13 protein-coding genes and 2 pseudogenes are annotated in these 15,307 nt (G+C 60.1%); 5 read left to right on the top strand and 10 right to left on the bottom strand.

The window, feature by feature from the left end; translation table 11 throughout:
- Positions 1-1,626 carry a histidine kinase gene (locus tag PXJ20_RS12920; RefSeq protein WP_421032148.1) on the bottom strand — a complete coding sequence of 542 codons (1,626 nt, stop codon included), beginning with the start codon at positions 1,624-1,626 and terminating at the stop codon, positions 1-3.
- A 76-nt stretch (positions 1,627-1,702) separates the two neighbouring features.
- The gene (locus PXJ20_RS12915; RefSeq protein WP_421032147.1) at positions 1,703-2,965 is read right to left on the bottom strand and encodes an ABC transporter substrate-binding protein; all 1,263 of its coding nucleotides are present in this window, start codon (positions 2,963-2,965) and stop codon (positions 1,703-1,705) included.
- A 302-nt stretch (positions 2,966-3,267) separates the two neighbouring features.
- Here PXJ20_RS12915 and PXJ20_RS12910 point away from each other — a divergent pair, with 302 nt between their 5' ends.
- Complete coding sequence (locus PXJ20_RS12910) at positions 3,268-3,882, top strand: winged helix-turn-helix domain-containing protein (RefSeq protein WP_421032146.1); 615 nt, start codon at positions 3,268-3,270, stop codon at positions 3,880-3,882.
- A gap of 31 nt (positions 3,883-3,913) precedes the next feature.
- Here PXJ20_RS12910 and PXJ20_RS12905 read toward each other — a convergent pair whose 3' ends face one another.
- The 8 genes and pseudogenes from PXJ20_RS12905 to PXJ20_RS12870 all read right to left on the bottom strand — a co-directional run.
- Complete coding sequence (locus tag PXJ20_RS12905; RefSeq protein ID WP_421032145.1) at positions 3,914-4,942, bottom strand: hypothetical protein; 1,029 nt, start codon at positions 4,940-4,942, stop codon at positions 3,914-3,916.
- Between the two features lie 50 nt (positions 4,943-4,992).
- Complete coding sequence (locus tag PXJ20_RS12900; RefSeq protein ID WP_421032144.1) at positions 4,993-6,729, bottom strand: LuxR C-terminal-related transcriptional regulator; 1,737 nt, start codon at positions 6,727-6,729, stop codon at positions 4,993-4,995.
- A 290-nt stretch (positions 6,730-7,019) separates the two neighbouring features.
- Positions 7,020-7,604 carry a hemerythrin domain-containing protein gene (locus PXJ20_RS12895; RefSeq protein ID WP_421032143.1) on the bottom strand — a complete coding sequence of 195 codons (585 nt, stop codon included), beginning with the start codon at positions 7,602-7,604 and terminating at the stop codon, positions 7,020-7,022.
- Positions 7,588-7,956: a carboxymuconolactone decarboxylase family protein gene (locus PXJ20_RS12890; protein ID WP_421032142.1), complete on the bottom strand. Its 369-nt coding sequence runs from the start codon at positions 7,954-7,956 to the stop codon at positions 7,588-7,590. The genes PXJ20_RS12895 and PXJ20_RS12890 overlap by 17 nt, the downstream gene beginning before the upstream one ends.
- A gap of 98 nt (positions 7,957-8,054) precedes the next feature.
- The gene (locus PXJ20_RS12885; protein ID WP_126877236.1) at positions 8,055-8,258 is read right to left on the bottom strand and encodes a hypothetical protein; all 204 of its coding nucleotides are present in this window, start codon (positions 8,256-8,258) and stop codon (positions 8,055-8,057) included.
- Positions 8,259-8,307: 49 nt separating this feature from the next.
- A complete protein-coding gene (locus PXJ20_RS12880) occupies positions 8,308-8,661 on the bottom strand; it encodes a cupin domain-containing protein (RefSeq protein WP_421032141.1) in 354 nt (117 codons plus the stop codon).
- Positions 8,662-8,689: 28 nt separating this feature from the next.
- The gene (locus tag PXJ20_RS12875) at positions 8,690-9,397 is read right to left on the bottom strand and encodes a succinate dehydrogenase iron-sulfur subunit (RefSeq protein WP_421032140.1); all 708 of its coding nucleotides are present in this window, start codon (positions 9,395-9,397) and stop codon (positions 8,690-8,692) included.
- Positions 9,398-9,690: 293 nt separating this feature from the next.
- Positions 9,691-10,212 (bottom strand): annotated as a pseudogene (locus PXJ20_RS12870) (transposase); the annotation flags it as partial.
- 997 nt (positions 10,213-11,209) lie between these two features.
- Here PXJ20_RS12870 and PXJ20_RS12865 point away from each other — a divergent pair.
- From PXJ20_RS12865 to PXJ20_RS12850, 4 genes and pseudogenes are all read left to right on the top strand, one after another.
- Positions 11,210-11,617, top strand: a complete 408-nt coding sequence (locus PXJ20_RS12865) for a hypothetical protein (RefSeq protein ID WP_421032139.1) — start codon at positions 11,210-11,212, stop codon at positions 11,615-11,617.
- A 74-nt stretch (positions 11,618-11,691) separates the two neighbouring features.
- Positions 11,692-13,875: a phosphocholine-specific phospholipase C gene (locus PXJ20_RS12860; RefSeq protein WP_421032138.1), complete on the top strand. Its 2,184-nt coding sequence runs from the start codon at positions 11,692-11,694 to the stop codon at positions 13,873-13,875.
- A gap of 455 nt (positions 13,876-14,330) precedes the next feature.
- A pseudogene (locus PXJ20_RS12855) lies at positions 14,331-14,514 on the top strand (IS5/IS1182 family transposase); the annotation flags it as partial.
- 207 nt (positions 14,515-14,721) lie between these two features.
- On the top strand, positions 14,722-15,307 hold a 586-nt coding region (locus PXJ20_RS12850; RefSeq protein ID WP_421057422.1), incomplete at its 3' end, for an SDR family NAD(P)-dependent oxidoreductase.

Raw genomic sequence — 15,307 nt, 5'->3', positions numbered from 1 at the left:
TTAAAAGGCTCCTGAAGGAATAATTAAGCTCACGGTTGTGCCAAAACCGGGTGCGCTTTTGATCGACAGACTCCCGCCACACATGCGCGCGCGTTCCCGCATGCTGAGTAAGCCGTATGACTGAGCTTCCAGCGAGGCATCGACATCGAATCCACATCCGTCGTCGATGATCGACATGCTCAACGTACCATCCTCGTTTGACCAATACACCCTGACCGACCGTGCATGGGCATGACGAATGATATTGGTCAGCGCGCCCTGTGCCAGCCGGAATATCGCCGTGGCCACCATTTCGTCCAGCAACGGTACTTCACCGCAATGCTGAAATGCACAGGCAATGCGGTTGCGCGTCGTAAAATCGGTCGTCAGCCATTTGAGCGCCGCCACGATTCCGTAGTCCAGAGCGACCGGACGCAGCGCGTTCGAAACGTTTCGCACAGTGGCAATCGTCCCGTCGATCATGTCGAGCATCTCGTCCGCGCTTCGTGTCGCATCGGCGGGCGTAATGCCGGGACGTTTCAGCAGAAAAGCTTCGATCTTGAGCGCCGTGAGTGATTGACCCAATTGGTCGTGAACTTCGAGCGCGATTCGCTTGCGCTCTTCCTCGCGCGCGGATTCGAGGTAGGCCGACACACCGCTGATCCGGCCACTCAGCGCCAATGCCTCCTCGGTGCGCTCCTCCGCACTCGCACGCAGTCTGGATTGGCGCACGAAATGAAGGGCGACCAGTGCGACCGCGAACACTAAAGCCGCCGTTGCGCCCAGGTTCCATGCGACGTCGCGCCACCATCGCGCCAGCAGATCGTCCCTCGATATCCCGACCATGACAAACACGGGAAAATTGGCCAACCTGCGGTAGCTGTAGAGCCGGTGCACACCGTCCGCTGTCGATTGGACAAGAATGCTGCCGACTGGGCCGTCGGATCGATACGATGCGAACACCTGCCGGTTACCGATTGGACGTCCGCTCAACGCGTTATTCGACGGTCTGGAGAGAAACGTGTAATCGTCTTCGGAGTTGAGAAAGATCCTGTCTTCCTGACCAATCGACAACGATCGATAAAACGTCTTGAATAGCTCGATGTCGATGGTCACGAGTGCGACCCTGTGCGAACCCGAGCCCGTGGCGGGGATACGCCGCATCATGGGGATCACCAGCTTTCCGGTCCATGGGCTCACCATAGGGCGGCGAATGCACGGCTTTTCACATTCGAATCCTGCCGACAGATCCAATGCCGATTTTGGTGGCGTCACATTGTTATAAAGGGCGATCGAATCGCCATCTACTGTAATGGAATTTTTTTCGGTGTCGGCCACGGCAACGGAATCGATGCCAGGCATACGCCGCTTAATGGCCGAAATGGTGGATTCGAGCGTGCGATCGCTGCGGCTGGTCGAATGAAGCGTTGCGTCGGCCACCGACGCAAGAACGAGTTGTGCCTGCAGGAACACGCCGTCAGCGTGTTGCGCTGCAAGCTTCGCCAGTTCCTCTCCGCGGTCGTGCATCGAGCGCAACTCTTCAAGTCGAACCGCCCAGTTGCGCCACCCTTCAATACCGAGCAGGCAAACACAAAAAAGCGCGACGAAAAGTACGACCAGATAACCTTGCGGATAGTTTTTGGACATTTAGTCGCCTGCAAGAAGGGGGCTGCCGGCGATGCGCGACATCGCGTTTCGAGCCGGTGCCGCTGCAAATGCAAGGTCACAGAACATTCTGCAACGCCTTCTGTGTACCCGCGACGTCCAGTTGATGACGCCAGAAGCGCATCAGCACCACGCGTATCGCGTGGCTTTCGTCCGGCGACAGAAACATGTCCGCGTTCGGCACGACATCGTCATGCCTCACCAGCGCCGCGAAGCGCTGCTGACAAACGTTCAACCTGTCGGTATCGACATCCAGACGTGCCGGAATCGAACCCTTCTCGCGAGAGAAGTCGATCTGCACCGTTGGGTCGGTCGCTACCTCGGCCAGCAGGTTCTGCGCCTTTATCTTTGCCGGCTCATCTGTCTTCGGAAACACCCATACGTCGCCGCCGATCATCGCCGTCTGCTCCGGCCCGGTGCCGATTCCGGGCAGGCATCCAAAGTCTTTTCCGGCAGATAGGCTTTTCGCAATGAACTCGCCTTCAGCCCAGTCCCCCATGAACTGCACAGCCGCGTGATTCGAGATGACCTGTCGCGTTGCATCGCTCCACGTGGACGCTTGCAGTGAAGGTTCGGCGAGGTCTCTGATTTCGCCCAGGTAAGTCAGGACGCGAGTGAGTTCGGGCGAAGCCGCCAGCGCCACGTCATGATCCCGGTATAGCCGCAGGAACCGCTCCTTGCCCGCCACGCCAAGCAGCAAGCTATCGAAGATTATCTTGACTTCCCAGTCTTGCGGGCCTATGGCCACCGGGACGAAACCATGGTCTCGTGCTTTGCGCAAGTCCGCGATCAACTCGTCGATATTGCCAGGCGGGGAATCCACTCCGCTTTTCCTGAAAACCGTCCACGAGAAAAAAATCGCGCTGTAATTGTGGATGCCCAGCGGCACCGCATAGAAGTGTCCGTTGCGCCGGATGATGCTTTGCACGTAGGCGGGAAAAACATTCGCCCAGTTGTTCCTGCTCGACACGGAATCAAGCCGTCGCAATTGTCCGTCTTCGACGAGCTGGTCGAATTGCCGGGAGATATTAAATTGCGCAACATCGGGTGAATGGCCGTCGCGCATCGACCGAATGGTCGTTTGCTCGGCGGCGAGCGCGCCGGGTGCAATCTGCACTGTCAGTCGTCCGCCCGCTGCGTTGAAGGCGGCCACGACGTGGCTCAACGCGGCCGACTCGGAGGGCGACGACCACCACGTCAAGAGGTCGAGATGCGATTCGTTGTGCCGGTAGTGCGAGACGGTATACCCCACCGCGACACCAAGAACGACCAGTGCCGCGACTACACCCGCTGCTGCACGTCGAGTACACAGGCGCTTCATGTCATCTCACACGCCGTTCGGAAATCTGGGGCTTCGACGTCGACGCGGGCATCGTCGCACTGTGCGAGGCGGCACTCCGACCACTGAGACTGGCGCGGACCGTTTGCCTGGGTAGGAATCGCCCTACCCCATATTTAAGGGAATTTTCCACGGCTGACAGGCAGGTTGCTGATAGGCAGATCGCAGCAGTGAAACTAATATTTTTTTCCATGATTAGGGAATTCACAACGCACCTGGATGGTGCCTGCGAGCTTGCATTAAGCACGTCGATCACCGAGTCAAGAGCTTACACGGAGCGTCGAATGATCTCTTTTCCTCCTTTCCAGCTGGACTCCGACAACAAATGCCTCTGGAAGTCCACCGCGACGGGTACCATGCACAGACTGACATTGGCTCCGCGAGCCTTCGACATGCTCGAATTCCTGATACAGAATGCCGGGCGGCTGGTGACTCACGAAGGCCTGTTGACTGCATTGTGGCCCAATCAGTGGGTGCAGCCAGAAGTCATCAAAACGCACGTCAGGTCGATTCGCTCCGTTCTGGAAGACGATGCGAGGCAACCCAGGTTCATCGAGACGCATCGTAGCCGAGGGTATCGGTTCATTGCCGATATCGTATCGAGCGGGCCGGATCGACTTATCGTGCCGGCACGGGCCGACACCGTCGTTATGTCAACGTCCGGCGCGCATGTTCCAGGCCGTCTGACGCTGCGGGAAATCGCCGCGCTGCTGGAACAGATTCCGGATGAGCCGCCTGACGCGTGGGCGAGGGAGGATACGTATAAGGCCCACTCTTTGACGGTAGACGGGCTCCCGCCTTGCGCACACGACTTCCAGGCTGCTCGCCTGACGGTGATTGTGACGTATCTGCGAGACGACGCCGATAGGGTCGTGCGCCCCGCAAACGTACTTCATTAAGACCTTCGCCCCCGGTCTCTCCAGACAAGGCTCACGGGCGGCCCTGCCATCGTCGCGCACTCGCGCCATATACCAGTCTGCGCACGCGATTCAGGTTGCCCAGCGGACGGAACGGCGCTGGCGCGTTCCAGGGATTGAAAGCCATATCAGCGACGGCTTGTGCCTGGCGTCTGCCCTCCTCACTGTCGAGCGACCGACGCGATATCGTCAACGTGGCGATATCGATCGGTGCAGAGTCAGCCTCCTGCCACGGTACGGCGGCATCCTCGATGGGCGTACGTACTTCGTCAACGAACCGCTGCAGCGCGAGACGAAATACCACATCGCCCTTGCTCAACCGTTGCGCAAGTTCATCACGCAGCGCATTCTCGCCATCGAATTTTTTCGCGAGCGCCGAAGCGCCGTGTGCTGGACACAATTCGAAGCGCACCGGCACAGAACCCCAAAGTATTGCTCCCCGACTCCAGAAGCGCTCCAGGGCGAGACTTTCAGGAATTCGGGCGCCGTGTCGCACATTGTCCAGCATGCGTCGGGCCTCGCTCTCGCCGAACCTCTGCACGAGGCGCTCTGCAAACCTATCGCGCGGCCCCTGGGCAAGGACGGCGAAGTCGACAAATTGCTTCGCGTTTCGCGCGTGCGAAACGGGATAGTTTGTCATGAGAAGATCGTGCACGTGTTGCGATTCGGGCTCGCCCTGCTGCGGCTGCAACACTCGAGAGTCGGCCCAGATTTTGATTGCGGCGCCACGCATGTCCGGACTGTTGTCAGGTTGTGCGAACGGACTCGCATTCGAAAACCGGACGGCCGCGCGCAACGTTGCACCCGGACCGAAGTGTCCCACCCGGAATTCCTCGGGCAACGCCGCGTCGACCGTCAACACCGCGTCCGTCACGCCTGCGATCATCTTGGCGTGTAGCGTACGGTCTGCGTGCTCGCGCCCGGATGCTTTCCGGTTGGCTTCCTGGATATCGAGCATCTGCCCGGCCAATTGAAGAAATATGGCCTCTTCCGCCTCCGGCGATCCACCGTCATAAGTTTCTTGCCAATTTGCGATGTCCATACTTCTTTCCTTTACATGATTTAATTTCGAGTCTGGCCGTATCGCGCGCATCACAGGCTGCCGACGTGCGCTCTGGTAACACGGTCCGCAGCCTCTTTCTCCGAAAACCGTGGCAGCTCGAGTCGAGCAGCCACAGTCACCGCCTCCGCGCGGTTTTTCACTGAGAGCTTCGTATAGAGATGCTTCGCATGGGACTTGACGGTTTCAGGCGCGATGCGTAAATGCATCGCAATCTGTTTATTCGTCATCCCTTGCCCCATAAGTCCAACGATCACACGTTCGCGGTTGCTGAGACCCGTAGCCGCGCTCAATCCCCGGTGAGCGTTCGAATTCGCGTCTACGCCTCCGCACGGTTGCGACAGGTGCCTCGCGCGCTTGCGTCGCGCATCGATCAGGCTTGCGTAGGCACGCAGGCTGTGAGCGTCGGTTAGCGGCAGCGGCATCTCCCCTCGTCCGAGCTTCTCGATCAGTTCACCTACGCTATCGCCGCAGTCCACGAACGTTTGCAGCAGCCCTGCTGCAACGGCGTAGAGCATGAGCGTAGCGAGCAATTCGAAAGCCTCGTCTTGCCGCTGCTGCTGCAATTGCATTTCCACCAGTAGAAGCGCGACCTCGACCGCACTGATGTAATCGTGCCGCGATACGCAATCGCGGTAGACATTCTGAAGCTGCTGAACACCGAACGTGCCACTCGGCCGCGCAAGCGCCAGACGCGCCTGAGTGATTGCAAGGTAACGTGCCATTTCGAAGCTCGGCATACCACCCTGCGGCACACATGCTGCGATCTGCGCCTCCAGCCGTCGCGCGCAACCCGTTGCTTCGGCAGCTGATCCCATCCCGAGATGGATTGCCACCTGTTGTGCAAGGCTAGCGGCGCGCAGGCGCGGCCAGCGGGATTTGATCGCAAGTTCCTCGGCTTCAATGAGCAAGGCTAGTGCATGGCCTGTTTGTCCGCGCGCCGCAGCGATGCGCGCGAGGAGGCTGTAGCAACGGAGCACACCCTCGACCATGCCTGCGCGGCGCAGATGAGGCAGGCGAGGCGCGATCAGTGCATGGGCTTCCTCCAGGCGCCCCCGCTCAAAGAGCACCTGTCCGATTATGCTCGCCGGCAACACATCGATTGACGGCGATACGTCACCGATGTATTGCGCCATGTTGAGGGCATGCTCGGCCAATGCCTGGGCTGAATTCAGATGCAATTGCCGCAGCTCGGTCATTGCGTCGACTGAACAATCGAATACCGCGGTCGCTGCGCGCAACCGGTCGGGGTACTCGCCAGTCTCACCGGATGTCGGTGCCTCTAGCTGCGTCATATCGCCGAGGTGCCAGTACACGTATCGACACACGGATCGCGCGACGTGCGCTGCCGGCGAATGAGCGTGGAGCCGCAACGCAGACAGGGCGGCAGCAAGCGCCGCGGTCACATCGTCCTGCAGTACAAGTGACGCGGCGCGCATGGCCGCGACCTCGCTGAACAGCGCCAGCACGTCTTGCCCCGGTACCAGCGCAATCTGTCGTTCAACACGCTGCAGAACTACGAGGGCTTCCGCGGCATCCAGCCGAACCAGCATATGCCGCGCACGGGCCAGTTCCAGTCGGATCCTCGCTGCACTTGCCGTTGACTGGTCCCGCGCAGGCGGTACAAACGGCAGATGGCCATCAACGGCCAATGGAAAGGTACGCCTGAGTGCAGGCCCACAGGCCATTTGCATGCCGGCCCATGCCGCACGGGCAGAGCATGCATCCGCATCTAATGCCTGCGTACAGCCCACACTTGCTTCGTTCATGCACCGCTCCGGCCGATGGATCGTCGCAGGGTTACGACGATTTGATGGCTTTACAGCCTAGCCATGCCCCGACGAAGAAGCGTGATGACCTCGTTTTTGTTTGGTAAAGGATTCGTTGTTCGGAAGGGTGGCCGCTGTAACCGTTGCGAGCGGACTAATCAGCGTATCCGGCCTCGTTCACTGCTCGCGTGCAATTTGCGAAGAAGCGTGGAATGTGCCACCGCCGTGCATCCCGAAGTTCGCTACGAAATCCATGACAGTTTATTTCTGCGTCGGCGAGTCGCCGTGTGTCAGTCGCGAGAAAGATCGATGCCCTCGCAGCCGCATGCCGCCTCGGTGGCGATGATGCGGTGGAGTTGTGCGAACCGCTCCTGCACCGGCTCTTGAAAGAGCGGATCCACGGATTGGCCGGGAACCGTCTGCTCGATGAGCGACCAGTCTGCGTCGTCGAGATGGCGCACGGCGACCGGAAACAGCGTCAATTCCTCGAGCGCCATGTTGTGCCGAAGGCGTTCTGCATAAAGGCGAACATGGGACTGCAGCAGCGCGCGCGACATGTTTTCGTCACGAAGCATCGATTCAAGGTCCTGAATCAACTCGTGGCCCAATCGTGCAAGCGTTGCATGCTGGTTCGACAACTCGCTCCCCAGTTCGACGCCCAACGCTTGCTTCCCGATCAGCCTTTCGATGATGCGGTCTTCCAGCGCATGGTGGTCGACGTCCGGAAACCGCGTCAGGTAATAGAGCGCATCCACCAGGAGGGCGGCGTTCGACTCTGCCGCGGATTCGGTGGAAATTGATCTGCTGTCGAGAAGATCGACCAATCGATCGAGCCGTCGGTGTTCCGCGATCAGTCTGTCAACGATGCTCGCCATTTTCAACTCCCTTCCGCTCTGCCTGCTGTCTCATCACGTTGAGCGCGAGTGTCGAGTGGGCATAGGCGGCGCCGGCACGCATCTCGGCGGCCAGCCAGATAGCCTCCATGATCTCGCTTTCGGTGGCGCCGGCCTTCATGGCTTCCCGGGTGTGGCCGCGTATGCAGTACGGGCATTGCGTGACGTGGGCCACGGCTACCGAAATGAGCTGCTTCGTCTTGGCCGATAACGCGCCTTCCGCGAAGACGGCTTCGCTAAATGCCTTGAAAGCGGCCAGCGTCGCGGGCGCGAGTTCTTTGCGCCGCGCGGCGATCTCCGCGTCCGGCAGGGGATACATCGAATCGCCCATCATTCACCTCTCGCGAAGGGAGGACTAACCGGTGCTCGCTGACCGGTGATGCGAGTCCGTTTGTGTCCAACGTCACAAATGCGAAGTCGGCGCCCCATCGCTCACACGGTCGGGGCGGTTCGCAACCATTTCCTGAAATCCAGATACGCGGCAATGAATCGCTGACGGTACGGTGGGCAATGTGCGAAGTGCCCCTTCGTCAGAACCGCGCGGCGGTAGATCGACATCGTGCGGCGCACCCATTGGACAGCCTCCGGCAATCCGTCGCGGGCGACGAGAAATTCGATACGCGCGTGCTCGTTCATTTCGAACTCCCTTCAAAGCCTGCGGTTACCGGCTGCTCGTAGCCGTTGATTATTTGTCTGCGCGCGCCCCGTGGCCAGGCGGAAGATAGAGCGTCACGAGTAGCGAGGCACTCTCCTCGGCCTCGAGCCAGTGCGGTTCATCACCAGCGAGAAACAACATGTCGCCCGCGCGCATCAGTTTTGTCCCCGACGCCATACCGAACCTGACCGCGCCCTCCAGACACTGCACGATGATCTCGCCAGGTGCGCGATGTTCGGGAATGTGCTTGCCGGCAGGAAGGACCAGGCGGACCACTTCGAGGTGATCCGAACGCATGAGCGTGACGGACGGCGAATTCGACAGCGCCTTATCCAACGGACGGACATCGATCAGTTCACCTTGCGATGCATGTCTCATTGCCATAGCACTCTCCCCTGCTGCCGGGTATGGTTCAGATCACTCGTCGTGCGAGCATGGTGCGGATTTCGCCGATTGCCTTCGCCGGGTTGAGACCTTTGGGGCAGACGTCCGTGCAGTTCAGTATCGTCCGGCACCGGAAGAGGCGATATGGATCTTCCAGATTGTCGAGTCGCTCGCCCGTCCCCTCGTCGCGGGAATCCACCAGAAAGCGATAGGCCTGCAGAAGGCCGGCTGGGCCGACATATTTGTCCGGGTTCCACCAGTAGGAAGGACATGCGCTGGAACAGCATGCGCACAGAATGCACTCGTAGAGGCCGTCGAGCTGATCACGCTCCTCGGGCGTCTGGTGTCGTTCCCGCTCAGGCGGGGGGGTGTCGTTGATCAGGTAAGGCCTGATCGAGTGGTACTGCTTGAAAAACGCGGTCATGTCCACGATCAGGTCGCGCACGACGGGGAACCCAGGCAACGGGCGCAGGACCGTGTGGTGGGAAAGATCGTTGAGATTTGTCGTGCAGGCCAGACCGTTCTTGCCGTTGATGTTCATCGCATCCGAGCCGCACACGCCTTCACGGCACGAGCGGCGGAAACTGAGCGTCTCGTCGAGCGACTTGAGCCGGACCAGGACATCGAGCAGCATCCGGTCGCCCGGCACCGTCTCGATCTCAATACGCTGCATACGAGGAGCGGCGTCCTGATCCGGGTTGTAGCGATAGATATCGAACGTTCTCGTCTTGCTCACGACATCCCTCCATACAAGGCAGGTGGACCAGAAAGCAGTTCGCGAGGCGCCTATCACGTTGCGCTTTCGTTTCGAAACCAACGACGTGAGCGCACCGAGGTAGATCGGCCACCTCCAAATATATCACGACGTGATATATTTGGCGAACGGGCTTCGGCCCGTTGACGGCCGAGGCTGTGTAAAAACATGCGGAACGGCCGACCGGTGACGCCCGGGGGAGCGCAGTTGCGTTAGACCAGCCGCAGGCGGATGACGTGATCGTGTTTTATTGGCGACAGCGTCGGCACGCGAGTTCACGCGCCGGCCAGCTTCATTGCACGCATCGTCTTTGCGAACCCGAGAATCCTGATCACGCGTTTGAGGTTGTAGGCCAGCACATGCAAGCTCATTTCGGCGGCGACATGGTTAAGTCCGCGCGTCTGGAAGTGCGTCGAACCCATCCAGTGCTTGAGTGTGCCGAACACATGCTCAACTGTCCGGCGTCGTATCGTCATGGCGTCTAGCTGACGATCCAGCCTGGACTGCATTGCCTCAAGCACCGCTTCATGTTTCCATCGTCGAATACGATGGTAATCAGCAGGCGTGCACTGGCTTTTCATCGGGCACTTCGGGCAAGCGCTACTCCAGTATGTTCTCTGCTCCAGCAGGTTAGCGCTTTCGAAGGAGGTGTATCGGTATATAGCCCATTGACCCGCTGGACACAGGTATTCGTCATCGCGTGCAATGTAGATGAAGTCGGCCCGGTCGAACCGCCCGTCCGCCTTTGCACCTGATTTCGGGCTTTTCGCCGTACCACCGGTCCTAGATAAACGGCGTCGGGGTTATGAAGTCGGCCAGCTCATGGAGGCCTTTGCGCTTCGCGATGGCGTCGATTACGGAAAGCCATCGCTACAAAATCAAGCGAGCTTCTTGATTGCACAGCGGGATGAGGTGTTTGCAGACCCTGTCACATACGAGGAGGACTACGCGAAAGTTCACGAGCATCCCTGAGATGCAAATCAGGCTTCCCTCTTGATCGCTATCTTGACATGAATGAATTGACGGTTAGCCTCAATGCGTGGTTATTCAAAATGGAAACCATAACGATTTCAAGTGCGGCGATTCGTACGAGCTTGCGCTAGAGTTTGGTGGTCCACCATTGATTCCATCCACCGAGTGCGCAATGAAGTACAAGCGAATTGACACATCCCGGTATGTCGTTGTCGCACCAGTGAAATTTTCGATCCCCAAAGCGTGGATCATAGACTTTGGTGTGAGCTTCTGTAAGGAGCGACTTCACCGAATACCACGAATATCCAATCTTCTCGATGAATGGGTGGCCACACGAATACAATTGCAAACCGTACTTCGGACGCGAGGTATTTTTGAAACTACAGGATCGCCCGGGCGTCACAGTGAGGGAGGTGAGTGGATTGATCGGAAGGGAACGGATGCGTGGGGAGGCGACGGAGGTCTAACAGAGTATCTTCTGCCACTTGAATTCCCTCATCACACTCATTCTCCTTGCCGTGCGATTGAATCGCTAAATCGCCGTACCACTTCCACCAGGAAATTCCATCAAATAATTTAGCCACGTTATTTTAAGACCTGATAAAAAACACACAACTCACCCACTCCAAACCTCCCACAATCCCCACCCGTTCGGCTGGAATCCTCAAAAAATCTCATCGGCCGTCTCATCTTAATATTTCATTCACAATAAAAGACGGAATTGATTCGGCGAATTGCGCACCGCTTCATTCACAAATATGACACCAACTGTGATTCAAGATATGTCCGTCTTTAATTCAGGCATCGTGACAGGTCGGCAAAATGAAAGTATCCACGATACTGGGCGTGCTAGCAGTCGCGTTGATGCTGAACGCTTGCGACAAAACCCAGCCGCCCGAGGCGGCCGCGGTCCAGCCGGATGTCGCGGCGCGCTCGCTGCAACCAGCCCGCAACGCGGTCCGTCAGGTAGCAGGCGCCACCCGCTTCGGCGGCGCTCCCTCGGCAGAGATCCCCGCGCCCGGAACGCCCGTGCCGTCCACGATCGATCCGCCCTCGCCGGCCATCTCGATGTCGGCCGGCGTGACCGAAACCGTCGATCCGCCGCGCGCCGGCCCGCCGTTGGCGCAAGCGGTTGGACGCAGCCCCGATGGTGCACCGTGGGCGGCGGCCGAGCAATCCACCCCGGTCGTTCATTACCCGCCCGAACCCGCGGCGGATGAAAGCAATTGACCGGCCGTTTTTAGCAGTCGTCATAGCAAGCCGCCCACCCACGCACCACCCTATCGCTGACGAGAGGCTCAACCATGTCTACGTATAACCGACGACGTTTCCTGCGAACCGCCGCCTCGACGGCCGGCGCAGCCGCCGCCGTGACGATGTTCCCGGACGCAATCCGCAAGGCCCTGGCCATTCCGGCCGCCTCCGGCACCGGCTCGTGCCACGACATCCAGCACATCGTGGTGCTGATGCAGGAAAACCGCTCGTTCGACCATTATTTCGGGCATCTGTGCGGCGTGCGCGGCTACAACGACCGCTTCCCGATCCCGCTGGCGAGCGGCCAGCCGGTCTGGTTCCAGCCGTCCAGGGAGAATCCGCAGACGCCGGTGCTGCCGTTCCGCTATGACGTCAACAAGATCAGCGAATGCCTGGGCGACCTCGACCACAGCTGGTACCCGACCCATTACGCGATCAACAACGGCCGCATGGACGCCTGGCCGGCCAACAAGTCCGACCTGACGATGGGCTATCACGTGCGCGAGGACATCCCGTTCCACTACGCGCTGGCCGACGCATTCACGATCTGCGACAACTACTTCTGCTCGATGCCGGGGCCGACGCATCCGAACCGCATGTACCTCATGACCGGCATGGTGGACCCCACCGGCAAACAGGGCGGCCCCCTGCTCGACAACAACGACGCAGTCGATAACGACCTGCCGCCCAAGTGGGATCTGCTGACGTGGACCACCTATCCGGAGCGCCTGCAGGCCGCCGGCATCTCGTGGCAGATCTACCAGCAGGGCGTCAACGGCAACGATCCGGTGAACGGCAACTACGGCACGAACGTATTGCCGAACTTCGCCAACTTCATCAACGCGCCGGCCGGCTCCGCGCTGCAAACGCGCGGCAACGCGGTGCGCACGCTGGCCGACCTGAAGAACGACGTGCTGGCCAACCAGTTGCCGCAGGTCTCGTGGCTGTGCCCGCCGGCAATCTACTCGGAGCACCCGAGCTACACGCCGGCCTACGGTGCGACCTACATCGCCCAGATTCTCGACGCGCTGACGGCCAATCCGGAGGTGTGGAGCAAAACCGTCTTCTTCCTGATGTACGACGAGAACGACGGCTTCTTCGACCACATCGCCCCGCCCCAGCCGCCGACCAGTCGCGCCCAGGGGCTCTCGACCGTGGACGTGAGCGCCGAGATCCACAACGTCGTGAACCCCGCGCGCGGCGGCAACTACACCGCCGACAACCTGCCTTACGGAATGGGCCCGCGCGTGCCGATGATCGTGATCTCGCCGTGGACCAAGGGCGGCTACGTCAACTCGCAGGTGTTCGACCACACCTCGGTAATCCGCTTCATCGAACAGCGTTTCGGCGTGATGGAACCGAACATCAGCCCGTGGCGCCGCGCCGTGTCGGGCGACCTGCTGAGCTGCTTCGACTTCGGCACACCGGACGCGGCCGTCCCCAGGCTGCCGGACACCAGCAGCTACCAGGCGATGTCGGACGCGTCCTGCCAGAACCCGAAGGCCGTGGTGCCCTCGCCGCCGAACCCCGCGACGATCCAGACCCAGGAGCCCGGCGTGCGCGCCGCGCGCGCACTGCCCTACGAACTGCACGTGAACGGCCACGAAGCCGACCAGGACAACGCATTCCAGATCCGCTTCTCGAACACCGGCAAGGCGGGCGCGAGCTTCTACGTCTACGCGACCAACCGCAGCGACGGCCCGTGGCGCTACACGGTGGAAGCCGGCAAGTCGCTGGTCGATACCTTCGACCTGTCCGGCACGGAGGGCGTGTACAACTTCCTCGTCTACGGCCCGAACGGCTTCGTGCGCCAGTTCGTCGGCGCCATTGCGCAGGACAAGAAGGTGCGGCACCAGTCGGCCAGGCCGACGGTGGTCGTCGGGTATGACGAGACCAACGGCAGCGTAGTGCTCAGGATTGCCAACAAAGGGCGCGAAGCCGTCAGGCTGTCCGTCACGGACAACGCGTATGGCGCGCAGACGCGTCACTTCGCGATTCCGTCGGAAGGGTTCGTCGAGGAAGTCTGGGCTCTCCGGCACAGCCACCAATGGTACGACCTGACGGTATCGGACGGCGCCGCCTTTGCCTGGCGCGCCGCCGGTCACGTGGAGACCGGCAGGAGCAGCTTCAGCGATCCGGCCGCGATGCGCGTCGTGACGGAACTGCCGCACTCCATCACCGCCTCGCCAGCGGCGATCGCGATGCAGGACCGGCAGGATACGGTGGACGTGTAAGAAGGACGGACACAAGTCACCTACGAAGCGCGCGCAGACCACGGCGACAGCCGGGGATAGGCCACGCAACATGAGTGTCGGAACGGCGCTCGAATAGATTGCCTGGTTTGCCGGATTCGGCAAACCAGGCATGCGTGTGCGTGACGAACTAGTGACTCCGTCCAGGTCGTTCTTGTCTTCTACACCGCTGTGGGCGAGACGGGCCGTGATTGCGTGGGGCTTCCGGTGGCACCGGCACGGGGCAAAGTCATCGCCCTTTTGCGCATGCGGTTAGCCCGCAGGTTTGCGGAACCGGCTGTTCAGACGCGACACCGCCGGGGTGGACAAGCGCAATTTCTCGCGAGTCTACGACGATGTGCTGCTTTAGCAGGCCGTTGAAATATCCCACACCGTCGTCATCCGTCCGGGAGCGGTAAGGTTGAAACAAGTAACTGGACAACCCTGGGACCGAAGCGATGCGCGGAGCCGACGGCTACATCGAGACGATGTTCACGATGGCGCGTCTGCATGACTTCGCGTCGGCCAATCACCCGATGCGCCCCAATTCGCACGTGACTGAACGACGCGCTCAAGCACATGGACCCGTTGTTCACGCGGATGTATGAGAGCGACGCGAAGGGTGCGCAAAACAACGCTGCGCGCAGCGACGATCAGCGCTCGGGAGAAGATCAGCGTGCTGGTCGACGCGTCACAGGCACGGTCGCGATTCTACTCCGGGCGACCGGTGACAACTGACTCGGGGCCTGGATCGAAAAATCTGGTACATCGTCGCCACTTTGAGCCATTCGACACAGGGCTTTGAATCGCCGACAATCGCCAGCCAACGATTGGCTTTTAGAGGACCGCATGGCCACTGTGAAAACCTCGGCTCCTGTCGCTCTTGTAACCGGCTCGACGTCCGGGATTGGTGCTGCAATCGCGCGACGGCTTTCAAAGGATGGATTCTCTGTCGTTCTCCACTCGCGCAGTTCCGTCGATGCCGGGCTCGCGTTGGCCCGGGACCTCGGTTCCGCCGCGTACTTGCAAGCCGATCTAGCCAACGATGCGGAGAGAGTGAATCTCATCCGTGACGCAATCGGCGTTTGGGGCCGACTCGACGTTCTGGTCAATAACGCCGGCATCAGTCGAGTTATCCCCCATAATGATCTGATGGCTGCCTCGCCAGACGTTTGGCACGAGTTGTATGAAGTCAATGTTGTCGCGCCGTTTCGCCTTGTAGCCGAAGCGCAATCGGCGCTGCGTGAAGCGGCGGTGCGAGGAAAGGCGGGGTGCGTCGTCAACGTGAGTTCGCATGCCGGAGTGCGACCTAAAGGTGCGTCCATTCCTTACGCAGCGACGAAAGCGGCGTTAAACCATGTGACACGTTTGCTTGCCCTTTCGCTCGCCCCAGACATACGAGTAAATGCTGTCGCGCCTGGCTTGGTCGACACGC

This window comes from Paraburkholderia sp. A1RI_3L (assembly GCF_048957895.1).
GTDB lineage: Bacteria > Pseudomonadota > Gammaproteobacteria > Burkholderiales > Burkholderiaceae > Paraburkholderia > Paraburkholderia kururiensis.
This window is presented reverse-complemented; position numbering and strand designations above follow the sequence as displayed.

What these genes read in the sequence shown, in the direction of transcription:
- PXJ20_RS12880 (WP_421032141.1), bottom strand. Translation starts at nt 8,661, where the DNA reads ATGGCAATGAGACATGCATCGCAAGGTGAACTGATCGATGTCCGTCCG.
- PXJ20_RS12865 (WP_421032139.1), top strand. Translation starts at nt 11,210, where the DNA reads ATGAAAGTATCCACGATACTGGGCGTGCTAGCAGTCGCGTTGATGCTG.
- PXJ20_RS12920 (WP_421032148.1), bottom strand. Translation starts at nt 1,626, where the DNA reads ATGTCCAAAAACTATCCGCAAGGTTATCTGGTCGTACTTTTCGTCGCG.
- PXJ20_RS12885 (WP_126877236.1), bottom strand. Translation starts at nt 8,258, where the DNA reads ATGAACGAGCACGCGCGTATCGAATTTCTCGTCGCCCGCGACGGATTG.
- PXJ20_RS12895 (WP_421032143.1), bottom strand. Translation starts at nt 7,604, where the DNA reads ATGGCGAGCATCGTTGACAGACTGATCGCGGAACACCGACGGCTCGAT.
- PXJ20_RS12890 (WP_421032142.1), bottom strand. Translation starts at nt 7,956, where the DNA reads ATGATGGGCGATTCGATGTATCCCCTGCCGGACGCGGAGATCGCCGCG.
- PXJ20_RS12905 (WP_421032145.1), bottom strand. Translation starts at nt 4,942, where the DNA reads ATGGACATCGCAAATTGGCAAGAAACTTATGACGGTGGATCGCCGGAG.
- PXJ20_RS12915 (WP_421032147.1), bottom strand. Translation starts at nt 2,965, where the DNA reads ATGAAGCGCCTGTGTACTCGACGTGCAGCAGCGGGTGTAGTCGCGGCA.
- PXJ20_RS12860 (WP_421032138.1), top strand. Translation starts at nt 11,692, where the DNA reads ATGTCTACGTATAACCGACGACGTTTCCTGCGAACCGCCGCCTCGACG.
- PXJ20_RS12900 (WP_421032144.1), bottom strand. Translation starts at nt 6,729, where the DNA reads ATGAACGAAGCAAGTGTGGGCTGTACGCAGGCATTAGATGCGGATGCA.
- PXJ20_RS12910 (WP_421032146.1), top strand. Translation starts at nt 3,268, where the DNA reads ATGATCTCTTTTCCTCCTTTCCAGCTGGACTCCGACAACAAATGCCTC.